The 25,125-nt window shown below is 39.2% G+C and carries 21 protein-coding genes; 16 read left to right on the top strand and 5 right to left on the bottom strand.

The features are described 5' to 3' along the window. Positions 1 to 82 precede the first annotated feature (82 nt). The 6 genes from ACZ5OK_RS09590 to ACZ5OK_RS09565 all read left to right on the top strand — a co-directional run bounded on the left by ACZ5OK_RS09590 (position 83) and on the right by ACZ5OK_RS09565 (position 6,064). Positions 83 to 1,672 carry a glycine betaine uptake BCCT transporter gene (locus ACZ5OK_RS09590; RefSeq protein WP_425542160.1) on the top strand — a complete coding sequence of 530 codons (1,590 nt, stop codon included), beginning with the start codon at positions 83 to 85 and terminating at the stop codon, positions 1,670 to 1,672. Positions 1,673 to 1,762: 90 nt separating this feature from the next. Next, entirely contained in the window at positions 1,763 to 3,130 is a 1,368-nt protein-coding gene (locus ACZ5OK_RS09585; protein ID WP_343836329.1) for a dipeptidase, read from the top strand. Positions 3,131 to 3,285: 155 nt separating this feature from the next. After that, entirely contained in the window at positions 3,286 to 4,155 is an 870-nt protein-coding gene (locus ACZ5OK_RS09580) for a patatin-like phospholipase family protein (RefSeq protein ID WP_343836326.1), read from the top strand. 115 nt (positions 4,156 to 4,270) lie between these two features. After that, positions 4,271 to 4,954, top strand: a complete 684-nt coding sequence (locus tag ACZ5OK_RS09575) for an RluA family pseudouridine synthase (RefSeq protein WP_343837711.1) — start codon at positions 4,271 to 4,273, stop codon at positions 4,952 to 4,954. Positions 4,955 to 5,006: 52 nt separating this feature from the next. Then, positions 5,007 to 5,741, top strand: a complete 735-nt coding sequence (locus ACZ5OK_RS09570) for an aspartate/glutamate racemase family protein (protein ID WP_343836324.1) — start codon at positions 5,007 to 5,009, stop codon at positions 5,739 to 5,741. Positions 5,742 to 5,860: 119 nt separating this feature from the next. Continuing rightward, the gene (locus ACZ5OK_RS09565; RefSeq protein ID WP_343836322.1) at positions 5,861 to 6,064 is read left to right on the top strand and encodes an alpha/beta-type small acid-soluble spore protein; all 204 of its coding nucleotides are present in this window, start codon (positions 5,861 to 5,863) and stop codon (positions 6,062 to 6,064) included. 37 nt (positions 6,065 to 6,101) lie between these two features. Here the strand turns inward: ACZ5OK_RS09565 and ACZ5OK_RS09560 are convergent, their stop codons facing one another. Next, positions 6,102 to 6,548, bottom strand: a complete 447-nt coding sequence (locus ACZ5OK_RS09560; RefSeq protein ID WP_343836319.1) for a YaiI/YqxD family protein — start codon at positions 6,546 to 6,548, stop codon at positions 6,102 to 6,104. Between the two features lie 118 nt (positions 6,549 to 6,666). Between ACZ5OK_RS09560 and ACZ5OK_RS09555 the strand changes: the two genes are divergently transcribed. From ACZ5OK_RS09555 to ACZ5OK_RS09530, 6 genes are all read left to right on the top strand, one after another. After that, complete coding sequence (locus ACZ5OK_RS09555) at positions 6,667 to 7,527, top strand: S1-like domain-containing RNA-binding protein (protein ID WP_343836316.1); 861 nt, start codon at positions 6,667 to 6,669, stop codon at positions 7,525 to 7,527. 128 nt (positions 7,528 to 7,655) lie between these two features. Next, on the top strand, positions 7,656 to 9,131 hold the full coding sequence (dacB, locus tag ACZ5OK_RS09550) for a D-alanyl-D-alanine carboxypeptidase/D-alanyl-D-alanine endopeptidase (RefSeq protein WP_343836314.1): 1,476 nt from the start codon (positions 7,656 to 7,658) through the stop codon (positions 9,129 to 9,131). A 173-nt stretch (positions 9,132 to 9,304) separates the two neighbouring features. After that, a complete protein-coding gene (locus ACZ5OK_RS09545) occupies positions 9,305 to 9,556 on the top strand; it encodes a sporulation protein (RefSeq protein ID WP_343836312.1) in 252 nt (83 codons plus the stop codon). A gap of 126 nt (positions 9,557 to 9,682) precedes the next feature. After that, on the top strand, positions 9,683 to 10,702 hold the full coding sequence (locus ACZ5OK_RS09540; RefSeq protein WP_343836310.1) for a DUF3231 family protein: 1,020 nt from the start codon (positions 9,683 to 9,685) through the stop codon (positions 10,700 to 10,702). A 213-nt stretch (positions 10,703 to 10,915) separates the two neighbouring features. Next, positions 10,916 to 13,912: a PD-(D/E)XK nuclease family protein gene (locus ACZ5OK_RS09535; protein WP_343836308.1), complete on the top strand. Its 2,997-nt coding sequence runs from the start codon at positions 10,916 to 10,918 to the stop codon at positions 13,910 to 13,912. Beyond that, positions 13,905 to 17,105 (top strand): UvrD-helicase domain-containing protein, encoded by a 3,201-nt coding sequence (locus tag ACZ5OK_RS09530; protein ID WP_343836306.1) that lies wholly within the window; start codon positions 13,905 to 13,907, stop codon positions 17,103 to 17,105. The genes ACZ5OK_RS09535 and ACZ5OK_RS09530 overlap by 8 nt, the downstream gene beginning before the upstream one ends. A 65-nt stretch (positions 17,106 to 17,170) precedes the next feature. Here the strand turns inward: ACZ5OK_RS09530 and ACZ5OK_RS09525 are convergent, their stop codons facing one another. Together ACZ5OK_RS09525 and glmS are read right to left on the bottom strand one after the other, a co-directional pair. After that, on the bottom strand, positions 17,171 to 17,476 hold the full coding sequence (locus ACZ5OK_RS09525) for a hypothetical protein (protein WP_343836304.1): 306 nt from the start codon (positions 17,474 to 17,476) through the stop codon (positions 17,171 to 17,173). Positions 17,477 to 17,561: 85 nt separating this feature from the next. Then, positions 17,562 to 19,397 (bottom strand): glutamine--fructose-6-phosphate transaminase (isomerizing), encoded by a 1,836-nt coding sequence (gene glmS / locus ACZ5OK_RS09520; RefSeq protein WP_343836301.1) that lies wholly within the window; start codon positions 19,395 to 19,397, stop codon positions 17,562 to 17,564. A gap of 272 nt (positions 19,398 to 19,669) precedes the next feature. Between glmS and ACZ5OK_RS09515 the strand changes: the two genes are divergently transcribed. Together ACZ5OK_RS09515 and ACZ5OK_RS09510 are read left to right on the top strand one after the other, a co-directional pair. Next, positions 19,670 to 20,119, top strand: coding sequence for a DUF5392 family protein (locus ACZ5OK_RS09515; RefSeq protein ID WP_044157649.1), 450 nt, complete (start codon positions 19,670 to 19,672; stop codon positions 20,117 to 20,119). Between the two features lie 89 nt (positions 20,120 to 20,208). After that, a complete protein-coding gene (locus ACZ5OK_RS09510; RefSeq protein ID WP_343836298.1) occupies positions 20,209 to 21,762 on the top strand; it encodes an NAD(P)H-hydrate dehydratase in 1,554 nt (517 codons plus the stop codon). Between the two features lie 234 nt (positions 21,763 to 21,996). Here the strand turns inward: ACZ5OK_RS09510 and ACZ5OK_RS09505 are convergent, their stop codons facing one another. Next, complete coding sequence (locus tag ACZ5OK_RS09505) at positions 21,997 to 22,170, bottom strand: hypothetical protein (RefSeq protein ID WP_202925682.1); 174 nt, start codon at positions 22,168 to 22,170, stop codon at positions 21,997 to 21,999. A gap of 118 nt (positions 22,171 to 22,288) precedes the next feature. Here ACZ5OK_RS09505 and ACZ5OK_RS09500 point away from each other — a divergent pair, with 118 nt between their 5' ends. Further along, positions 22,289 to 22,837 (top strand): GNAT family N-acetyltransferase, encoded by a 549-nt coding sequence (locus ACZ5OK_RS09500; protein ID WP_343836292.1) that lies wholly within the window; start codon positions 22,289 to 22,291, stop codon positions 22,835 to 22,837. A 130-nt stretch (positions 22,838 to 22,967) separates the two neighbouring features. Here the strand turns inward: ACZ5OK_RS09500 and ACZ5OK_RS09495 are convergent, their stop codons facing one another. Further along, on the bottom strand, positions 22,968 to 23,309 hold the full coding sequence (locus tag ACZ5OK_RS09495) for an iron-sulfur cluster biosynthesis family protein (RefSeq protein ID WP_343836290.1): 342 nt from the start codon (positions 23,307 to 23,309) through the stop codon (positions 22,968 to 22,970). Between the two features lie 240 nt (positions 23,310 to 23,549). On the opposite strand from ACZ5OK_RS09495, the gene ACZ5OK_RS09490 reads away from it, so the two are divergent. Then, the gene (locus ACZ5OK_RS09490) at positions 23,550 to 24,956 is read left to right on the top strand and encodes a sigma-54 interaction domain-containing protein (RefSeq protein ID WP_343836288.1); all 1,407 of its coding nucleotides are present in this window, start codon (positions 23,550 to 23,552) and stop codon (positions 24,954 to 24,956) included. Positions 24,957 to 25,125: the final 169 nt, after the last annotated feature.

Raw genomic sequence — 25,125 nt, 5'->3', positions numbered from 1 at the left:
ATATTATGATTGTTTTGGTATTATACAAAAGTATAAATTTCCCCCTTTGTATAATTACGGTTGTTTTTCGAATAATAACTGTATGAATGAACAAAATGGGGGTTTTTTTGTGAAACGAAATCATTCACCCAATAATATTGTTTTTTGGGCTTCTTCCTTTTTTATCACAATTTTAGTTATATGGGGAGCGGTATTGCCTGAGAGCTTTGCAGAGGTAGCCACTGCAATTTATGGTTTTACTACACGTGCATTTGGCTGGTTTTATCTAGTAACGGTATTGGGCATTGTATTTTTCTGTGTTTTTCTGGCTATCAGCCGATTTGGAAAAATCAGATTGGGCGGTGATGATAGTAAGCCTGACTATCCCTTCTTCACATGGATCGGGATGCTATTTAGTGCTGGTTTTGGTGTTGGACTTGTATTCTGGGGTGTAGCAGAACCGATGCAGCATTTTCTAATTACTCCAGTTGATACGGAGCCTCTTACAGCAGACGCAGCACGGGAGGCCATGCGATATGCTTTTTTTAACTGGGGGATTCACCAGTGGTCTGTGTTTACCATCGTAGGGTTGGCTTTAGCCTATTTTCAATATAGAAAAAAGACAACCGGTTTAATCAGCTCAACATTAAATCCAATTATCGGTGAAGAGAGGAAAAGTGGAATCAGGATTCCTGTAGATACACTTGCTGTAATTGCAACTGTTATGGGGGTTGCAACTTCTCTTGGTATGGGAATTATGCAAATAAACGGAGGACTAAATTATGTTTTTCAGTGGCCAAGTGGAACAACAACACAGCTGATCATCACTGCTGTCTTGCTTGTGCTGTACCTGTTTTCCTCCACAACAGGGCTGGATAAAGGGATTAAATTTCTTAGTAATTTAAATTTAAGTCTTGCCCTGCTATTAATGCTATTCTTTTTATTTTTGGGACCGACTGTGTTCATTTTAAATTCACTAACCCTTGGGATCGGGGATTATCTCCAGCATTTTTTAGGTATGAGCCTGCGTCTTACTCCTTATGAAGGTGGAACATGGGTTCAGGACTGGACCATCTTTTACTGGGCATGGGTGATTGCCTGGTCACCTTTTGTTGGATCCTTTATTGCCAGGGTTTCTAAAGGGCGAACAATAAGAGAGTTTATTTTAGGAGTTCTAATTGTTCCACCTGTGCTGGCTATGGTGTGGATGTCTGTTTTTGGCGGTTCCGCGTTAAACCTTGATTTATTTCATGGTACAAACATTGCCCAGGCTGTGAATCAGGATGTAACAAGTGCGTTGTTTGCGACATTTGACCATTTCCCATTTACAATGCTGTTATCCGTGCTGGCTATTCTATTAATCTTTACTTTTTTAATCACGTCAGCTGATTCCGCTACATTCGTATTAGGCATTATGACCACAAATGGAGACTTAAATCCTTCTATGCTTGTTAAAATCATTTGGGGTATACTTCAGGCAGCTATTGCAGCAGTATTGATTATCAGCAGTGGATTACAAGGACTGCAAACGGCTTCACTTATCTCGGCACTTCCTTTTGCAGTCATTTTAATTATGATGTGCTATTCGTTATTTAAAGCTTTAAGCAGGGAGCCAAGGCAAAAAAGAAAAAGAGAGCCCAGACCTAACAGGAAACGAAAGAAAAAAGAAACGGAATTGCCGTCTGAATCATAAATTCTGACTTTCCATTTATATGCAAACCAATTATGCTACAATAAGGGAGAGGAGTAAAACAGGCATAGTAAGAAAGGGAGTATAAATATCATGACTGATAAAGTTGTACAATACTTACAGGATAACCGGGAAGCTTTGCTTAATCGTTTGTATGAATTCTTGTCCATACCAAGTGTCAGTACCGATTCTGAACATAAGGAAGATGTTAAAAAGGGCGCTCAATTCGTTGCGGATTACTTAACCGAAATTGGATTTGACAAGGTAGAAGTGATTGATACGGAAAAACATCCATTGGTATTTGGTGAATGGATGAAGGCAGAGGGAGCCCCAACTGCTTTATTTTATGGCCATTATGATGTCCAGCCTGCCGATCCATATGAGGAATGGAAAAGTGAGCCATTTAAACCGGAAGTAAGAAATGACCGTATCTATGCCCGGGGTTCAAGTGACGATAAAGGGCAGGTTTTTATGCACTTAGCTGTGTTCGAAGCCTTTATGAATACAACAGGTGAGCTTCCTCTTAATGTAAAAGTATGCATTGAGGGGGAAGAGGAAATTGGAAGTGAAAACTTAACTCAAATTTTAAAAGAGCAGAAAGACAAGTTTGCCGCTGATTTTTCCGTTATTTCTGATTCAGGAATGGTTGAACAGGGTCAGCCTACGATTACATATGGATTAAAAGGGTTTACAGGTCTTGAATTTACATTAAATGGACCTTCCAGTGATTTACACTCAGGTATGTATGGCGGGGCCGTGCGTAATCCGGCGATGGCCATGGCCCACCTGCTTACATCTCTGAAAAATGAAGAAGAGGTTGTAACCGTAGACGGGTTTTATGATGGAGTTGAAGAGCTCTCAGCAGAGGAGAGAAAGCTTATTAAAGAAGTACCGGGAGAAGATTTTGAAACAAGTACGGGTGTACCGGAAACCACACCTGAAAAAGGCTTTACGGCAAAAGAACACACGATGGCACGTCCTACGATGGAAATCAACGGCCTTTACAGTGGATATCAGGGAGAAGGAACGAAAACCATCATTCCTTCTGCGGCTACTGCAAAAATTACCTGCCGCTTAGTACCTGGACAAGATCCGGATCGTATCCAGGATTTAATTGTGAACCATCTGGAAACTCACGTACCTGTAGGTGTAACGATTGATATAACAAGGGAGCCTTTATCTGCAAAGGCCTATAAGGTTGATCCTGATCATCCTCTTATACAAAAAGCAGCCGAGAGTTTTACAAAAGCCTTTGGGAAAGAAACAGTCTTTGTCCGGATGGGTGGTTCAATCCCTGTAGTTGAATTGATTGATCAGCTCTATAAACACCCTGTTGTATTACTGGGCTTTGGAACACCAGATGATGGACTTCATTCACCAAATGAGAGCTTCCCTCTTGAAAGCTTTGACAAAGGAATGGAAACCATCGTTTACTACTGGGAATCAGTAAGCAAATCCTAGGGAGCTCAAGGAAGTCTCGCTGTCGCTTTGTGCTGGAGCTGGACGTATAAAAGCTGACTTTGTGTCAGCTTTTTTCATGCCATACACTTAAATGATTTAATCATTATGTTAAAATAGGAATTAAACCATTTTACTGATGAGGAGAATGACTAATCATGCAAAATACTGGTTTAGTATTAGAAGGCGGAGGTATGAGAGGCGTTTTTACCGGTGGTGTTTTACATTATCTGATGGAAAAAGAGGTTTACCTTCCATATGTCATTGGCGTTTCAGCCGGTGCGTGTAATGGAAGTTCATACTTAGCCAGACAAATTGATCGTAATCGGACCGTTAACATTGATTATATTACCCATCCCGAATATATATCGTATAAGCGATTTTTAAAACAGGGAGAGCTATTTGGAATGGACTTTATTTTTGATCAGCTGCCCAATCAATTGGTCCCATTCGACTATGAAGCCTTTAATCAGGCATCCGAAGAATTTGTTGTCGGCACCACGGACTGTCAGACTGGCGAGCCTGTTTATTTTGATAAATCTAATTATAAACATGATATGCTGACTTTGCTGCGTGCTTCAAGTTCCTTACCATTTATGGCTCCGGAAATTGAATTTGAAGGCCGGTACTTATTAGATGGCGGAATTGCTGACCCGATACCGATTAAAAAAGCGGAGCAGGACGGATACAGTAAAAACGTTGTCGTTCTTACCAGAAATAAAGGATATCGAAAGAGTAAAGCAAAATACAAATGGCTGCTGAAGAAAAAATACGGTCATTATGAAGGGTTAATTGAAGCCGTGATGAACCGCCATGAAAAATATAATCAGACTATTGACTATTTAGAGGAGCAGGAAGAGAAGGGGAATGTATTGATCATTCGGCCAAAAGAAAAGCTGGATGTTGGGCGAGTTGAAAAAAATCCTGTCAAACTGCAGAGATTATATGATCAGGGGTATGAACAGGCAAAATTGGATTTTGAACGTATACAAACCTTTATTTCTTCAGCACATGCTATAGAAGTATAATATTTTTAGGAAAAAAACAGGTTTATGGTCTGTTCCTTTTTAATCGGTACTCTTTTGGTTTACACTATGAGAAAGATATGACAGTTAAGTTTGAATGAAGGAGTTAATAAGAGCGATGAATATACCTGTTTTATATGAAGATAATCACCTTTTAATTGTGGAAAAGCCCGTTAATATCCCTGTTCAGTCTGATCAATCAAAGGATAAGGACCTGCTGAATATCTTAAAAGAAGACATTAAAATTCGATACCAAAAGCCCGGCAATGTCTATCTGGGCCTCGTTCACCGTCTGGATCGACCGGTAGGTGGTGTTATGGTTTTTGCAAAAACCTCAAAAGCTGCGTCAAGACTCTCGGATATGATTCGCAGAAAAGTGCTGAAAAGAACCTATCTTGCTGTGGTTCGTGGTCTGCCTTATCAGCAAAATGGAGTGTTAGAGCACTATTTGTATAAAGACAGACGTCAAAATAAAGTTTTTTCTGTTTCGTCCAATCATAACCAGGCGAAAAAAGCTGTTCTTAACTACAGTGTACTTCAACAATCAGAACAGGAGAATCTGAGTCTGTTATCGATTCAGCTGCAGACAGGGCGCTCTCATCAAATCAGGGTACAGCTGTCGGAAACAGGTTACCCTCTGTATGGTGATCAGAAATATGGACAGTTTGTCAATAAGCCGGGGCAGCAAATTGCACTCTGGTCAAACATGCTTCATTTACCCCATCCAACACGTGAGGATGATGTTCATGTTGAATGCAGCCCCCCAAAAGAATTTCCTTGGAGTTTATTCCAGAATTCATGATAAAAGATGAGATAGAAACGGACTTCTTAATAGGACAAGGGGTGATAACCAAGTGATTTATTACGCCAATCCTGGACAAGTCAGCTATGGAGAAACATTGGGAATTCTTATGCTTGATTCCTATGCTCCCTTTATACCTGGTGATATAGGAAATGCCCATACGTTTCCCTTTCCGGTGAGGTATGAAACAGTAAATGGACTAAAATCGAATAATATGGTTGAGTCTGATGATAAGTTTTATTACCCGTTTCTTGAGGCTGCACGTAATCTTGTGCAAAATGGAGTGAAAGCCATTACCGGTGACTGCGGGTATATGGCTATTTTTCAAAAGCGTCTATCAAGAGATTTAAAGGTACCGGTTTTTCTGTCCAGCCTGCTTCAATTTCACTTCCTGAAACATCTTATTCAAGAAGATGAAAAAATAGGAGTTATAACAGCAGATTCAAATTTATTGGATCAAAATCTGCTATCAAGTATAGACATCCATTCGATGGAGGATCCAATCGTAATCAAAGGCCTGGAAAATGAGCCGAATTTCCGCAGCTTTGCTATCGACGAATGGGGGATTTTAGATACGGAAAAAGTTCAGGTTGAGGTAGTAACAGCCGCAAAACAATTATGTGCTGATTACCCTGATATTAAAATGTTTTTGCTGGAATGCAGTATGCTTCCTCCTTATGCTAAAGCTGTACAGGATGAAGTGAATTTGCCTGTGTTTGATTACACCAGTATGATCAATTATGTCTATTCTGCATTTACACGTAAACCTTTTGATGAAGGCCACTAAAATCCATTGTTCTCAAACATTACCAGTCAATAAATTTACAAAAAGAGCATAATAAAATCCAATCCTCCATAAGGCTAAGGGTGCAAGACGATAAATTTCTCAAGGAGGTCATTAGAATAATGGCACAACAAAACCGCAGCAATAATTCCAATCAACTAGTGGTACCTGGAGTTGAAAATGCTTTAAACCAAATGAAAACTGAAATTGCACAGGAATTTGGAGTACAGTTAGGAGCAGATTCAACATCTCGTTCTAATGGTTCCGTAGGTGGAGAAATTACAAAGCGCCTTGTAACTCAAGCACAACAAACCATGAACAAATAAATACTGATGGACTTGAAATAAAAAAAAGCTCCCTTTCTCAGGGGGCTTTTTTAATGATATTCCTAAAGAAATTCCTGAAATGCTCCCTGTTTTCTTCCGTAAAGGCTTTAGGTCCTTTCGTTTTAAATCCGGCTTTTCTGGCTTTTGCATTTGCATGACGCATGGTCAGCATTTGATCAATATTATCTTGGGTAAATTGAAATCCTTTATGATGAAGAACGATACAACCTTTTCCCAATGCCAGAGATGCCAGGCCATAATCCTGTGTCACTACAATATCTCCAGATTGAGCCAGCTTCATAATACGGTAATCGGCAGAATCTGCACCAGCATCCACATACACGGTTTCAACATGGGGTTCTTCAATCTGATTTGAAAAATGTGAAAAACTCATAACGAACACAACACGAATATTCAGTGGTTTTGTCTCTGCAATAATGATATCCTTGACTGGGCTTGCATCTGCATCCACGTAGACTTTCATCCAATCCTCCTAAAAAATGGGTGTTGAGATATAAATAAAAATAATTCCGAGTTTACGTGTGATAATAATTGCAGATACATAAATTGTCAATGTTTATGGGTTAAAAGGAGTGTTTTATATGAAAGATAAAGCAGGAACCATTCAGTCATTAAGAGTGAAAGAAAAGAAAGGGAGGATATGGATATTAACAGATGGGGTTTCTGATGTCACTATGGATGTCGAAAAATCCGCTGAAACCATCGATCCATCCGTACAACAGCTGGATGTCTTTCTGTATCAGGATAAAAAAAGGGAGGTAGTAGCATCAGCTGTAATTCCAACTGTTCGGAGAGATCAATATGACTGGGCCGAAGTCGTCGATGTCATCCCGAATCTGGGTGTGTTTGTGGATATTGGAACGGACAAAGAAATCCTTGTATCCAAAGATGATTTACCTCTGTATGAATCGGTCTGGCCAATAGCAGGGGATTTCCTGTATGTCTGTTTAGATCTGGATAAAAGAAACCGTTTATTGGCGAAACCGGCAACAGAGGACATTTTCACAAGTGAGGACTTTTTGGATGCCGGAAACGATGTGCTTCATAAGTCTGTCAGTGGACGTATTTACAGAACCAGTAAAGAGGGAGGTGTAATGCTGACCGATGATGGATACCGGGGTTTTATCCACCATTCCGAGAGGAAAGAGGAACCCCGTCTCGGTCAAAGGGTACAAGGGAGGATCATTGATGTGAAGTCAGATGGCTCTGTAAATATTTCCTTGCGTCCATTGAAACAGAATAGTATTGCAGAGGATGCTGCGTCGCTTCTGGCTTATATGAATGCTAACGAAGGGATGATGCCATTTGATGACAAAAGTGATCCTGAGGAGATTCGTGCTACCTTTCATATAAGTAAAGCTGCATTCAAACGGGCTTTGGGCCATCTTATGAAGGAAAAAAAGGTGAAACAAAAGAATGGGAATACGTATACCGCGGATTGATATACTATAAAATGATTATGTAAACCTAAAACTGTATATAGGATAGAAATATAATAAGTTGGAAATCATGTCTGATTACAGGCAATATTTCCAGCTTTTTTATGTCGTATAAAAAGGAGGTTACATGTATGAATAAAAATATCCTTCGATTCATTTTCCTCGTTTTCGTACTGGCACTAGCTCTAATCGGCACGAACAGGAGTACATCTTCGCTTGAAGCACAGACGGATCAATTTTCCCGTCAGATTCATCAGCTTTTACAAAATGAGACTCACTTAGAGGGAGCAATAGCAGGAATAAGTATTCGCAATGCAAATACAGGAGAACTTCTTTATCAGCATAATGGCTCGAAATTACTCCGTCCTGCTTCGAATCTTAAGCTGCTGACAGCTGCTTCAGCCTTATCTATTTTGGGGCCGGAATACCGATTTTCCACAGAAGTTTTAACAGATGGACAGGTAAAAAATGGTGTATTAAAGGGAAATCTTTATATTAGAGGAAAAGGAGACCCCACATTAATGGAAAAGGATCTCGCAAATTTTGCTGAACAGCTGAAGGCAAAAGGCATACATAAAATTAAAGGTAAACTGGTAGGGGATGATACCTGGTATGATGATAAGCATTACTCACAGGACCTTCCCTGGACAGATGAGGATACGTATTATGGAGCGCAGGTATCTGCCTTATCGATTTCACCTGACCGGGAATATGATGCGGGGACAATTATAGCCAATATAACTCCTGCAAATCAGGTTGGGAAGAGAACAAAAGTTACGTTAACACCTGAAACTAATTATGTTTCCATCAATAATCAGCTTGAAACCGTCTCTGCCAAAGAAGGAAAAGACATTGAGGTTAATCGAAAACACGGGACAAACCATATTACAATCTCAGGGCAAATTCCACTCGATTCAGCAGCTGAAAAAGAATGGATAGCCGTTTGGGATCCAGCCAAATATGTGTTGCATTTGTTTGAAAAGAATCTCAAGGCTCAGGGAATTACCGTTTCAAAAAGTTCTTTAGGAAAAGCCTCTTCCTCAGCCCAAACCCTTTTGACCAAGGATTCAATTCCCCTGTCAGAGCTTTTTATTCCTTTTATGAAGTTAAGTAACAATGGTCATGCTGAAATTCTCGTTAAAGAATTAGGGAGAATTAAAAAGGGAAAAGGGAGCTGGAAACATGGACTTAGTATCTTGAAGAAGGATTTACGAAAATATAATCTCGATACGGAATCCATGGTTTTACGTGATGGGTCAGGTCTATCCCATATCAATTTAGTTACACCGAATCAAATCTCCAAGCTGTTATTTCGTATTCAAGAGGAAAGCTGGTTCTCTATATATAAAAATTCCCTTCCAATTGCTGGTTCCGACGATCGAATGGAGGGTGGCACACTGCGTTATCGTATGAAGACACCACCCTTACTCGGACAGGTTCAGGCAAAAACCGGAACAATCTCAACCGTTAGTTCATTGTCTGGTTATGCGGAAACCATTAATGGAAATACAGTGACTTTCTCCATCATATTAAACAATATGAAGAGTGAAGAGTATGGCAAGTCTATTGAGGATCAAATTGTCAGTTTTATTGCCAGACTATTATAATATTTCCCGGGCAAGCGCAAAGAGTGACAATAAGTGCTATACAATGACAGAAAATTCGGTTTATTCCCGCAGGTTTCGGCATAACTTGTTATCATCTCCACTTCTTTTAGGTGAATATTCACCAGGTATCAAACCATCCTAACAATAAGAAAGAAGTGTTAGGAGGAATAAAGATGGATCAATCTTTATCTTATTTACAGGAAGTTTTATCAAACTACACAGAGGAAATTGATGCTGTCAGGGATATTGATAACAAAATCGCAACAAATCACTATTCGTCGGAGAATCTTTTTTCAAGAGATCTGGATGAAGAGGAAAGTCGCTTACTAAGGGAGATTCTGTTAAAGGAAATTCATCATGCTAATGAATCAGGTGATCATGAACGCGGGTATCAATTACATGAAGTGTATGAACTTCTTTATTAGTTGCCAAGGACTGTGTTTCCTCATACAAGGGAAAGGCAGTCCTTTTCCTTTCAATCATCCCTTTACATAATTCATAAGTCTTTGTAGGATAATAATCCTTAAAAGTCTCGATATGGAGGGTACCAGATGGAAAATGAAAAACATATTGGGTTAACAGCCTCGGAAATTTCACCATTATGGGCCCAATATTTAAATGACAGTGCAAGTATTTGTATGCTGTCCTATTTTTTAAAAAACATAGAGGACGAAGAAATTAAATCGATTACCTCACACGCTCTGGAATTGTCTCAAGGTCACATTGAAAAAATTACAGAGATTTTTCAGGCGGAAAATTATGCAATTCCAGTTGGGTTTAAACTGGACGAGGATGTCGATTTAAAAGCTCCAAAACTTTATTCAGATGTTTATGTTTTAAATTATCTGAATCATATGGCTATCATTGGTCAGACCAATTACTCCGGTGCTGTCGCAGGATCGGTTCGACAGGATATAACCGATTACTATATAGAATGCATGTACGAAACCATGCATTTATATAAAATCTCTAAGGATTTATTGTTAAAAAAGGGCTTATATCAGAGGTCAGCTAAACTTCCAAAGCTTGAGGAAATTGATTATGTTGAGAAGCAGGGGTTTATCCTGGATATCATTGGTGAAAAGCGATCTCTTCTTGCCAGCGAAATTTCCAGTTTATATTCCAACTTGAAAAGAAATGCTCTTGGAGTTGTGACTTTGACAGGCTTTAGTCAGGTTGCACAGTCTAAGGAAGTAAAGAAGTTTCTTTTAAAAGGAATCGAGATTGGTAAAAAGCATACTAAGGTATTTGGGGGGAAACTGGAAAAAGAAAATCTTCCTGTACCTATGTCAATTTCATCGGAAGTAACAACAAGTACTTCCTTTACTTTTTCTGATAAGCTAATCATGTTTTTTACTTCAGCATTAATTGGCTTAAGTATAGGTTACTATGGTACAGCAATGTCTCAAAGTCCAAGAGTTGATTTAGGTGTAATGTATAACCGATTATCCCTTGAAGTCCAAAAATATTCTGAAGATGGGTCAAATATTTTAATCAAAAACCGATGGATGGAACAACCACCAATGACTGCCGATCGTGGAGAACTTGCCAACAAGAACAGCAATGGGTAATGATGAAAATGGAACGGAACCCCTGACGTTCCATTTTTTGTGTTATAAAATAGCGGTTTTATGGATCAAAAAATAGGAAGGGCCACGTCCGGTGGTTATGCCTTTGTTCATGAAAAATCCCAACATTCCCAAAATTATACACAATTTATGTTGCCAGCAACGGTAAAAAACAGCATAATAGAAATTATAGTAGATATTGCAAGGAGGCTGAACATGCAGGAACACATTGAAGAGCTCCATCAGATTTGTGCCCGTCATCCCTTTGAAGAAAAAATACTCATTGTTGATTCGCATTCAGTTGGAGAACAAATCTATCAGTCATTTCTGAAGAATGGTTATCGTTCTATCCATTTAAAAATCAAAACGGTAAAGGATATGACACAGGATATCATAGCGATTTATGGGAATCCATCGTTTTCGCTACTGGAACCAGTACTGGGTCAGCACCTTATCTATTATTTATTAAAAGAACTACAGGAAAGCCGGAGTTTAACCTATTTTAGCGGAATGGAAGTAACCCCTTCTTTTAGTCAAAGCATTTATCAGATGATAGAAGAGCTTCGTATGGCCGGCTATACAAGTGAAAACCTGCCTGCGCATGCATTCATTTCGTCGGAAAAGGCTGAAGATATGAGAAAAATTTTTATTCAATTTGAACAGTTAATCGCTGTTCATCATTTGCAGGATTTAGCAGGCTTATATCAACAGGCAATTCAAGTTGTGAGACAGACTTCAAATTCTATCTATATTCTTCAATCTCATTTACATTTATCTGATATAGAACTCACCTTTCTTAAAAAAATACTCCCGGAACATTATTATAAGCTGCCACTGCCGGAAGTTCTTGGTGTTTCTCCTCCTGAACATTATAATCTTAGAAGCATCAATTGGGGAAGACCAGGTCCTTTTAGTTACTTGTATAAGCTGGATGAGGCCGAGGATCAAGCAGACCTATCTATCTTTACCGCGAAAACAGAGGAAACCGAACTCAAACAAATCCTCGCTCAAATCAAACAGCAAACCCTACGTTTAGATTCCTGTATTTTATTTTATACCCGACCGGAACCGTATGTAACGATTCTGTACCAATTAGCTGAACAGCATCAATTGCCGGTCACTTTTGGAGAAGGATTGCCTTTATCATTAAGTCGACCAGGCAGGCTGGTTCGCGGACTGCTGCAATGGATGGATGAACGATACAGTACACGTTTCTTTATCCACCTTCTCAATGAAGGATTAATTGCCTTGCCAGAGAATGCACCGTCAAATGTGCGTCTTATTAACCTTTTGCGGGAAGCAGAAATTGGGTGGGGACCGAAAAGGTATAAGCATCAACTTGACAAACTGCTTAAGAAGTACGAGTACAGGCAATGGTATGCTGACAGCACAAATGACAAGGAAGCTATCCAAAGGAAGCTTCAGGATATCGCCTGGTTAAAAGATTGGTTTGACCGTCTATTTAAACAGTTGCCGCCTATGGAATCTGTCATCCGTGAAAAAGAATTCCTTACGTCCTTTCATTTTTTCCTGAAAAACTTCGCAAATTCCGTTTCAGCTATTGATCAATCAGCTCAGCAAGCCATACTTGAGACCTTAAACAGCATCATTCCGTATGCAGTCGAAGCGTTACCCAAATATGACCTTTTTGAAAAGCTGTATAACAGTCTGGATTCTATCCGTGTACGCAAATCAGGGCCTAAACCCGGTTATTTGCACATTGATGCCTATCATAGGGGGATTTATCATAGCAGAAAACATCTTTTTATCGTCGGGGCAGATAACCGTTCGTTTCCTGGTTCATCCGGTCAGGACCCGCTTCTGCTTGACCAGGAACGAAAGAAGCTTAGTAACAACCTGGAGCTTATGAAGAACAAAGGGGAGGAACATCAATATGTCATGCTGCAGCTATTGGCTTTGTCGCAGGGCCCTGTAACCATTAGCTATTGCAGTTTTAATATGAGTGAAAACCGATCTGTGAATCCTTCCTATTTGTTTTTACAGTGCTATCGTATGGTAACGGGGAACCATCACGCGGAGTTTAAGGAATTAAAAGATTTACCAGCCCGGGTAATACCTGAACAACCCTTTATGGATAAAGACTTCTGGCTTCTCTATATGACAAAAAAGGAAGTTTATCACCCGAATCAGCAATTATTGGATCATTATGTGAATTTACAGTACGGTCTGCAGGCAGATTATTCACGTAACACACATGCATTCACCGAATATGATGGACGGATTGATATCGACACGCGTGAATACGATCCCCGTTTAAATTCGAACCGTACCGTGACCGCAGGAAAGCTTGAGAAACTGGCAGGATGCTCTTATGCCTACTTTCTTGAAGAAATATTGCAGGTAAAACCGATCGAGGAGCAAATCTATCATTCTTTTGCATGGCTCGATCCTGCAACTAGAGGAACGTTACTTCATCGCATTTTTGAGTCTTTTTACCAGAAACAGAAGGAGAAAAAACAAAAGCCATCTTACGCCTTACATAAAGAAGACTTACACACGATTGCCTGGCAATTGATTGAAGAGCAAAAACAGGTTCAATCCCCTCCAAACGAACGGGTTTTTCAGCGGGAAGTACAGGATATTCTGGAAGCCTGTGATATTTTCCTTAAGGAGGAAGAGAATTTTGCTATAGACCATGATGCTTTATATTTCGAATATGCCTTTGGTATCGGTGAATATGAGCCTGCAGTGATTACACTCCCATCAAAGGCTAAAATTCATATATCCGGAAAGATTGACCGTGTAGACAGAGGCAAGGACGGCAACTACCATATTATTGACTATAAGACCGGAAGCACGTATAACTATAAGGACTATGAAAGATTTAAGGGGGGACGCCAGCTTCAGCATTTTATTTATGCTTTAGCGATTGAACAGCATTTGAAATTGGAATCAGGTGCTGTGAAAGAAAGTTCCTACTTCTTTCCAACATCAAAAGGACAGGGAAGAAGGTTCAGCCGAAAACAGGATGCTTCACAGAGAGAAAATGGGTTACATCTATTGGAAACCTTAACCGATGTGATTAAAAGTGGGCATTTTTCCATGACAGACGATCCTGCCGATTGTCATTTTTGTCAGCTTAAATCGGTTTGCAGGAGAAGCTTCTATGACCCTGAAATATTGGAGGCAAAACAAATGGATCCTGATGCGGATGGAATCAGGAAATTCTTGGGGGTGCGCAATTATGAGTAAGAAAATTATGGATCAGGAGGCCCGTACAAAAATTGAGAAGGAGCTTACCACTAATTTTCTGATTGAAGCAGGTGCCGGTTCCGGAAAAACAACCAGTCTTGTAAGCCGTATGGTTAATCTTATCTACACAGAAACCTGTAAAGTCCATGAACTCGCAGCGATTACCTTTACGAAAAAAGCAGCTGATGAATTAAAGGTACGCTTTCAAAGTGAAATTGAGAAAGCCTGGACATCCGAACAGGATCCAGAAAAACGGGAATGCCTCGGGGAAGCACTACAGAAAATGGATCAATGCTTTTTAGGTACTGTCCACTCTTTTTGTGCAAAACTTTTAAGAGAACGTCCGATTGAAGCTAAACTGGATATTGATTTTAAGGAATTGGAAGAAAGTCAGGATCTTGAACTATTAGAAGAGTCATGGGATAGTTTCTTACAAACGATTCAGGAGAAAGAACCTCAAATCATTGATCAATTATTGGAATTAGGGGTTCCTGTCGAGGAACAATTTGAAAATCTAAAAATGATGAAGGATTTTCAAGATGTTCAGTGGATGACTGAAAGAAGACCAAAGCCGGAATTACAGGAGACATTTGAAGCATTAAAGATGGTGTTAAAGGAAGCAGGACGAGCACTCCCTGAAATGGAGCCTCAAAAAGGGTATGACAAGCTGCAGTCTGCTATTACAGTGGCCTTACGGAAAATGAGGCACATGAATCATAAACAGGACAAAGATATCATTGACGTTTTTGAACAATTTGATAAAAATCTGAAGCCAACCTATAACCGCTGGATGTACAAAGAGGATGCTGAATACTTTTATGATAAAATTCGGGCTCTGGCAGAAATGAAAATTGTACCATTATTAAAGCAATGGAGGGAATATATCCATTCTGATGTCATTTCCTTTTTGCGTCAGGCCTTAAATGAGTATGAGAGTCTTAAAGATGAACGTTCATTGCTCAACTTTCAGGATTTATTGCTGACAGCCCGAAGTCTATTAAGAGACAATGCAGAGGTAAGAAACTATTTTCAGCAAAAATACCACTCTCTTTTAGTGGACGAATTTCAGGATACGGATCCTGTTCAAGCTGAGATTATGTTTTACCTTACTAGTGTGAACACAAATGAGACACAATGGACAAAATGTAAGCCACTACCAGGATCCCTGTTTGTAGTGGGAGATCCAAAACAGGCGATTTACCGGTTTCGCCGGGCTGACATGGATACCTATAACCGTGTGAAACAATTAATGGTTGAACACGGAGGTGAGGTTCTTCAGCTTACCATGAATTTTCGTACTTTAGATAGTATAACTGAAAACCTGAATGAGGTATTTGAGCAGCAGCTTCCTGAAACAGAAACGGCATACCAGGCGGCTTATCTCCCATTAAATGCGTATCATAAGGATAAACAAACGGCCTTTTCAGGAATAAAATCATTAATGGTACCAGCTGAATTTACAAGGAAGGATGATGTTATTAAAAAGGATGCAGAAAATATCGCTCGAACCATTCAACAGTTACGTAAAGAAGAGGGTTTTACACCCAGTGATTTTATGGTTCTTACCCGCTATAACGATAGTGTTGGTCATTATGCCAAAATTCTGGAGGAGCACAATATGCCAGTAAGTGTAAGCGGTGAAATGGCCATAGGTGATATGATTGAGTTTCAGGAACTGAAAATTTTACTCAGCACATTTACTGACCCTTCAGATCCTGTCCTGTTTACAGCAGCTCTCAGGGGTGTATTCTTTGGGATTAGCGATAATGAATTGTATCAGTGGAAACGGAATGGAGGAAGGTTCTCCATTTATTCACCGATTCCGGATCAGCTTAATAAAAGAACCGTGGAAAAATTCACAACTGCTTTGACTCGATTAAGAACCTATCACAAATGGGTTCGGATTTTATCCCCAACGACAGCAATAGAGAGGATCATGGAGGATGCCGGCTTTTATCCGCTTTTGCTGTTAAATAATCACGGGAAGCGAGCGTTTAAAAGTCTGCTTCAGATTCTGGATGCTCTTCGAAAAACGGAAGCAGAAGGATTTTCTGATTATCGCGATGTTTTTACTTTATTGGCAGACATGGTGGATGAGAAAACGGTAGTTGTAAACATGGAGGAGGAAACAGATGCTATTCGGGTGATGAATGTACATAAATCGAAAGGATTGGAAGCCCCCATTGTTTTTCTGGCTCATCCATGGAAGCAGGTAAACCCTGAATCTTCTATAAAGCAGCACATTAAACGGGATGATACTTCATCCAAAGGATATTTTTCCTTCTATAAGAACATCAGCAGGTTTCATAAAAAGCCAGTGGCTATGCCTTTTCAATGGAATGAGATTAAGCAGGAAGAGCTGCACTACTTAACAGAAGAGGAAAAACGTATACTGTATGTGGCTGCTACCCGGGCGGAAAAAGCCTTAATTATTAGTGGAAGTGAAAAGAACAATAGGAAAAATCCCTGGAAAACACTCTTAGAAGTACCCTTAATTGAAAATTTGAAAGGATTCACAGAGCAGTCAGAGCAAAACGAGACTGCGATAAGGATGATTACAGAAGAGGAATATCCTCATAATCATACTGAAAACCAATATAACTGGATGAAACAAGCAGAAAAACCATCCTATGAATCCTTCAGTCCAACCGCAAATAAAGATTATCAGTCAGTTTTACAGATTGATCGGGAAGCAGGAGGCGGCAAAGAGTGGGGAACCATAATTCACACGGTTTTAGAACACCTGGTTAATGAAAAGCCGATTGAGCTGCTGATTGAACATTTACTTGCTGCGTATAACTTCTCAAAAGAAAAAGAAACAGAGGTATATGATTATATTAATCAATTCAAGCAATCAAAGATATGGTCCGAACTTCAGCACGCAGAAACGATTCTTACTGAGGTGCCGATTGGTCTGCGTGCGGAGAGAGGAAGTGAGCTCTATTCATTAATTGCAGACAATCATGAAGTTGAAGCCTTCCATGTGAAAGGGATCATAGATTTAGTATATAAAGTCAACCACAGATGGAAAATTATTGATTATAAAACCGATCGAGTAAAAAGAAGGGAAGATAAAAAGAGACTGGAAGAGTATTACCAGTCTCAGCTGGAGATTTATCAATCTGCCTGGGAGCAATTGACGGGAGAACGTGCAGATACGCAAATTTGGGGTCTGTTTTTTTATTCGACTTAAGGAACGTTGTAAGAATCTTTTTCCTGGATGAGTCATCCTTTATGGACTGGCCTAATACGTCAACGCTAATGTGGTTGTTTTTCTACGCGCTTATCCGATAAATGGGTTTTCGTTTTATACTCTCCGTGAAGAGTACAACGGTATGTGTGAACAGTAATTGTTCGGTAAACATGGTAATCATGATAATGATAACTGACAAATGTCTGCACTTTCTTTTGGAAGCTGTCAACCAAATGCTCTTTTGAATACGTATGTACTTTTTCCCAATCATGTGTAATTCCCTTTGGCTGATCATCTTCCTTTGCTGAAGCTAACTCAGGGTTTATCATGATACCGGTAATAAGTCCAAGAGTCATTAGCCATTTTTTCATTTCGATTCACCTTCCCGAAAAAGGATTTCTTGCAGACTTTATTTTTAGTCTATCCTGATCGGGAAGGATTTATAAGATTTACTTATTATTCAACGGTCAGGCTTTTAGCCAGGTTTCTGGGACGGTCCACATTATACCCTCTAACAGTTCCTGAATAATAGGCAAGGAGCTGGAGAGGTATGGCAGCAACAATGGGCATTATCAACGGGTGTGTTTCGGGAATATACATGATTTCGTCAACGACATCAGTCAGCGCATCGTCCCCGACATTCGTAATTCCAACAACATAGCCATCCCTTGTTTTCAGCTCACGAATATTACTCACCATTTTATCCTTCAAATGGGGCTGTGTGGCGAGAGCAATAACTGGTACTCCAGGGGTAATCAGCGCCATCGTTCCATGCTTCACCTCACCAGCAGCATAGGCGTTGGCATGAAGGTAAGCTACCTCCTGTAATTTTAATGCTCCTTCTAATGCGAGTACATAATCCAGGCCGCGTCCTATTAAAAATAAATTTGTCTGATCATTCGTGACTTGAGCAAAGGAATCGATGGCATCCTCAGTCATTACTAAGGTTTGCTTTACAATTTCAGGCAAAGTTTGAACAGCTTCTATTAATTCCTTTATAAAATTTGGACTAGGCTCCTCCGTCTTTTTACATAAATGAATGGCCAATAAACTTAAAACCGTAATTTGAGATGTATAGGCTTTCGTTGCAGCCACTGCCTGTTCGGGTCCTGCATTCATTGGAATGATGCAATCAGCCTGACGTGCAATATTACTGCGCTTGTTATTAGTTATCGCAATGGTTTTGGCTCCATTTGCTTTAGCCTCTTTAATCGCCGTGAGTGAATCCGCTGTTTCTCCGGATTGACTAACCACAATCACTAAATGTTGCTCACTTAATTTACCGTGCTCATATGTAAATTCCGAGGAGAGAGAAACCTCAACTGGAAATGATAATAATTTGTCCATAATACTCTTTCCAATGATTCCAGAATGATACGAGGTTCCATTTCCGATGATGTCGATTTTACGAAATTGTTGATAGGGATGCTCACGGAAAAATAATTCTGCCTCTGGTAAATACACCTGTTTGTTTTTAATTCTGTTATTTAACGTACTTTTTAAAGAAGAAGGCTGTTCAAGAATTTCCTTCAGCATAAAATGATCATAATCGTTTAACAGAATTTCCTCTTCGTCCCATTCAATGGCTACCTTATCAGGATGAACCTGTTTGCCATCAACGGTTTCTATAAAAATATCATCTCTTGTCAGGATGGCCATTTCATTATTTTTTATGGGATAGGTTTCTTTCGTATAGGAGAGTAAGGCGGAAATATCTGATGAAAGATAAGCCTGGGATTCGCCAAACCCGACTATCAAAGGATTTTCCTGAGAAATGCCGATAATCATATCCGGATGCAAAGCGGACATCATCACAAGTGCAAATGATCCTTTCAACATCGGCAATACCATCCGAACCGTTTCAACAAAATTACCTGTATTATATTTGGAAAGCAGATGAGGGATAACCTCTGAATCGGTATCTGTTTTAAAGGAATACCCTTCCGATAGCAGCTCCTTCTTTAAAACGTGGTAGTTTTCAATAATACCATTATGAACAACGAAAAATTGCTCATGTTCGTCGGTTAAAGGATGCGAGTTTTCCGCCGATGGATTTCCGTGTGAAGCCCACCGAGTGTGCCCAATACCCAGAGTACCGTTTTGCATAGTATCCAATTGTAATGATGCTTCCAAATCCTGAATTCTTCCCTTTTCTTTCCGAACCTCAATGTGATCGCCATTTGAAATCGCAAGGCCAGCCGAATCATAGCCTCGATATTCCAAATTCGTTAAACAATGAATCAAAATTTCCTGAGCCGAACGATTCCCAATATAACCAACAATACCACTCATAATTGATCACTCCATTAGCATATCTCACCCTTTATTATAGTAAAATTAAACAGAAAAGGATATCATTGTTTTTTCGTTTGGAAAATATTATAGTAAGCGTTTTATGTGACTATAATCACAAATTCTATTATAATAATGGTAAGTTCATTCAAAGGGAACAGTATTTTGCTGCAGAGTCGAAATTACAGAGCAGTTCCGGCTCAACTGGCAACAGGGGCAACAGTTCATGCTGTTCGCAAGTCCCTTACCATTTTTAAAGGAGAATGCTGGATATGAATAATCCAATGATGTTTAAGCATATGCCAAACTTTGTAAAAAAGGAACTGGAGGCTATTTCTGAAACCATTGAACCTTATATTAAAAAGCACTCCAAATATATAATCTTTGCCATACCACTCATGACGTTTGCGATTTTTAATTTACTATTCTATTTATTTACCGGCGGCTGGTATCTCAATATGCTGCCGACATTAGCCATTTATGCGCTCATGGCTGCCATTGGGCTGGCCCTTTACAAAGAATCCAAGCATGTAAAGAAACAAATAGAAACAATAAGCACAGAACAAATGATTAAAAGAATTAAAAAGAGTGAACATATGAACGACTACAGCAAGACAGAATATATTAAGTCAATAAAAGAACAGCCAAAGTATGGGTTTCAGTCTTTTATTAACTTTTTAAATGAAGAAAATCAGCGTAAACAAAGAATGTTTGGGAATTAATCAAAACCTGGGAGTTGAATCTCTCAGGTTTTTTTATAGACCATAGTCCCTTATAATAGATGTAAATGATGGAACAGGGAGGCGGTAACATGTATGCAGCAGGTCAAAAAGACATTCAGATGATGGATCAGTACACGATTGAGAAACTGGGATTACCTGGACCTGTGCTTATGGAAAATGCCGGTGCCATGGTAGCCGAAGAAGTGATGAAACATCTGCCTCATAAACAGTCAAAGGTGAATGTTCTTGCCGGAAGTGGAAATAATGGTGGAGATGGATTTGTGGCCGCCCGACGTTTGTATGACTCAGGGATCAATGTTCAATTATGTCTAATGGTAAATCCAGTTCGTATTAAAGGAGATGCAAAAACTCATTTTGATGTATACATAAACCGGGGGTTACCGTTCGTTGACTTCTCTGAAAAATCTCCGGATAAGCTGTCTTTGTTTCTTGAAGGAGCAGATGTGATTGTTGATGCTATACTCGGAACCGGTGTTCAAGGTCCGGTTCGAAAACCAATAGATGAGATGATAGCTACTGTTAATCAATATTCTAAAGAAAAAATGATCATCGCTGTTGATATTCCGTCGGGGATTGGAAGTGATAATGGAAGAGCAGAAAGTGTAGCTATTAAAGCAACAAAAACGATCACATTTGTTTTTCCGAAAAAGGGGTTTTTTCTTAATCAGGGTCCTGCGTACATAGGCGAATGGAAAACGGTGGATATTTCTGTTCCTGTTTCCAATGCGAAAAAGCTTGACTTACATCTTCCGTCTGTTATTACGAAAGATTTAGCGAAGACTTCCATCCCAGCACGAATGCCACAAGGTAATAAAGGTACTTTTGGTCACGTTCTCGTTATTGGTGGTTCCCGTCCATATATTGGTGCTCCCATGTTTACTGCAAAAACTGCTATACACACTGGAGCTGGTTTAGTTACTTTAGCCATCCCCGAAAGCCTGTATCCGATGGCAGCCTCGCAGAATCCGGAATCGCTTATGCTTCCATTACCAGATAGAGATGGTCATTTGGATGATAAGGCTCTTGATGTTTTAAGCAGAAAAATGGACCAATTTGACTGCATTGCTATCGGTCCTGGTTTAAGTCGTTTTCCTAATGGGGAAGAATGGATGTCTGCTTTTCTGCGCATGCTTCAGGATCAGCATTTAATTGTGGATGCAGATGGATTATATTTTCTGCAGCATGAACTGGATATTTTACCTCATCTTAATGGAAATGTTATTCTTACTCCTCATCCAGGGGAGATGGCCAGGCTTCTTGGTACAACCGTTAAAGAAGTCGAGGGAAATCGGATAGAAATCGCCCGGAACTTTGCCCATAAATATAAGGTATATTTATTGTTAAAAGGTCACCGGTCCGTTATTGCCACTCCTGATAAAGATATTTTTATTAACCCTGTTGGTCATGATGCGTTAAGTAAGGGAGGAAGCGGAGATGTACTGGCGGGACTAATTGCCTCGTTTTTAGCACAGAAGGCTGCTCCTCATAAGGCCTTAATCGCAGCGGTCTATTTACATGCAAAAGCAGGAGAATATCAAGCAGGAGAATGGTCACGTTATGGAGTTACTCCATTAGAACTTATTTTAGGAATCAAGAAGGAATTAAGGGCCCTTATAGAGTAATGATATTGAAACGCAAATATATTTCATCATGAATTCACCATAACAATATTATGTAAACATTGAAATTATTTCTTTTAGCTTTTCGGCAGTATTACGGAAACTGGTTCTCCAATCCATTACTTTCTAAGAGAAATGTATCCGGATAACCCATGGGAATAATCATCTCCATTGAAAAAGTAACCCTTATACAGTTCATCAGGGTTACTTTCACCTTTCTTATACATATATAGGGGACTAACTTGAAGGTTCTTCATTTTCATGCTTCCAGGTTGTCTCCTGTCCCGTTACAGGACATCTGGGGAAAGAATCGTTCTCATTTAGTTTTGCTATTTCACCTGATTGACAGATATATTCTCCCGTCAATGGAACACCTTGTCCGGTCCGATATTCCCGAGTTTCCTCAGCCATGAATAATACCACCTTTCTGCAGATTCCATCTATAGTTTGTATGATGCTTACGCTTTCTATTCTAAACTTGATATCATCCCAATTTTAAAATAACCTTAAGCAGTTTGGAGGGCCTTAGATGTATCAGGATGATGAACTAATTATACGTCCAATTGAACAAAGAGACTTACCACGGTTATGGAAGCTCATTTACAAAGAAGAAGATCCGCTATGGAAGCAGTGGGATGCTCCTTATTTTGAACTTGTTCCTGTTTCCTATGAAAGGTTTCTTGAAAGAAAAAATAAATGGATTGACCAGGAGGATCGCTGGGTGATCGAAGTAAATCATTCGATAATTGGAACTGTCAGCTATTATTGGGAACATAAAGCTTCATTATGGCTGGAAATGGGGATTGGCATTTATGATCCTGATTACTGGAGTGGAGGTTATGGAACAAAAGCACTTCGCTTATGGATAAATCATCTATTTAACACATTACCCTTGGAAAGAGTCGGCTTTACTACATGGTCAGGCAATGAACGAATGATGAGAGTTGGTGAAAAGCTCGGAATGAAACTTGAGGGGCGATTGAGAAGATGCCGATATTATAACGGAAAATTTTATGACTCCATACGTATGGGGCTGCTTCGTGAAGAATGGGAGACTCTCACTGATTTTTATAAGTGAATCTTGTGGGAAATTAGAATTTTTTCATTCATACGCGTAAAAAACGCCTGTGCCCTAATCAGACCAGGCGTTTATATTAATTTTTCCCAAAGCCAGTATGCACTTCACTGTTCAAAGCTGTCATTTGTTTCTATCCTTCATTTAAATCCATGCTCTTTACTTTAGATGCAGAAATGAAAGGGTTTAAAATGCCTTCAGGACTCGATAGTCGAAAAGTACCGTTATTAACAACATCAAGTTTAAGTTTCGGATGAAAGAAAACGGCCTGCTGTCGATTGATATAAGTTGGGTAAACATTACTATCAACTTCCTGATAAGTGGAATTCACTTCTCCCACAAAACTGATCATTGGAAGGCCGTTTACGCCACAGCCGCAATCATCTGTGTCATACCACAACAATAGATATGGATCCCCTTTTTTATTAAGTTCCTTCAATACCATTTCGGCTGATGGAGTTATCTTCAATTCCAAATTAATCTCTCCTTAGAGTTCCTGATAACTGTTGTCATTCTATTTTACTATATGATTATCCACGATGCAGTTTTTTTGTTTTGCTAAAATGTCAAGGTTTTCGAAGGCATGTCAGCCGTCAGAGCAGATTTGTGAAGGAACAGATGTAATCCAATGTCTGTACTTTCATGAAGTCCAGTGAAAAGACATAGAGGATTTATGCTACTAATAAAGAAGTTAATTACTGAGGGGGTGTGCTACTTGGACGGTGTAAACCTGCAAAAGGAAAATCAGAATCTTAAAGATGTAAATCGGGAACTGGATGCCATTATTGAGAACTCATATGATGGGATTTATATTACGGATAAAAATGGAGTTACGTTAAAAACAAATTCAGCCATCGAACGGATTACAGGTATTCCTAAAGAATATTACATTGGTAAAAATGTCAAAGACCTGATAAAGCGAGGCATATTGAAAAACTCCGTAACAAGAAAAGTAGTAGAAGAAAAGAGAACCGTATCCCTTGTTCAAAATAACTATGAAGGGAATGAAACCCTGTTAACTGGAACCCCTGTATTCAATGAAAATGGAGAGGTCGAAAAAGTAGTAACAAATATACGGGATCTCTCTGATCTGAATAAATTACAGATAGAATTACGAAAAGCAAATCAATTGAATACCCAATATAAAAAGGAATTGGAAAGATTAAAAAATAAACCAGATCAGGTAAAGGGAATTGTGACGAAAAGTAAGTCAATGAAACAAATTTATGATTCAGCCACTCGTATTGCCAATATTGATGCTACTGTTTTAATTCTGGGTGAAACAGGAGTCGGAAAAGATGTACTTGCACATTATATTTATACAAACAGTAATCGTTCACAAAAAGGGGATTTTATCAAAATAAATTGCGGGGCTATTCCTCCTGATTTATTGGAATCTGAATTGTTTGGGTATGAAGGTGGAGCATTTACAGGGGCCAGTCGTGATGGTAAACCAGGAATGTTTGAATTAGCCCATAAAGGCATTTTATTTTTAGATGAGATTGGAGAACTTCCACTATCTCTCCAGGTCAAGCTCCTTCGAGTATTGCAGGAAGGAGAAATCCAGCGAGTTGGCGGAACCAAGCCTAAAAAAATTGATGTACGAATTTTTGCAGCAACGAATAAGGATTTGCAGAAGATGGTGGAAGACAGCGATTTTCGTGAGGACTTATATTATCGTTTAAATGTCATCCCACTTGAAATTCCACCTCTCCGAAACAGACGGGAAGATATCCTGCCGCTTATTCAGCAGTTTTTAGATGAAGTAAATAATAAATACCAGTTGAATAAGGAGTTTGATTATGATCTGCAGGACTTCTTTTTATCTTATGAATGGCCGGGTAATATTCGGGAACTTTTTAATTTAATCGAACGGCTTGCTGTAACTTCACGTGAGGATATCATTAACATTGATAGCCTGCCTGAGGAATATCTGACAACGAATAAACTGACAGCCAATGTTATTGTTCCCTTAAAAGAAGCTGTAGAAATGGCAGAAAAGAAGGTTATTGCACTGGCAGCAGAAAAGTATACGAATACATACGAATTGGCAAAAGCTCTAAATACAAGTCAGCCAACGATCGTCAGGAAATTAAAAAAATATAATATCCACTTAAAATGAAGGCCCGGAAAAGGGTCTTTTTTCTTTGATTCAAACATGAATTTTTGATTCAAACATGAATCCCCTGTCTTTGCTAATTTTCTTCTTCAATAATTCAAAAATGAATGATTATTTATCATCTTTAAAATAAAAAGGAAATACAAAGAATATCTTAAAATTTTTTGAATCC

The sequence above is a fragment of the Salinibacillus aidingensis genome (assembly GCF_055393355.1).
This window is presented reverse-complemented; position numbering and strand designations above follow the sequence as displayed.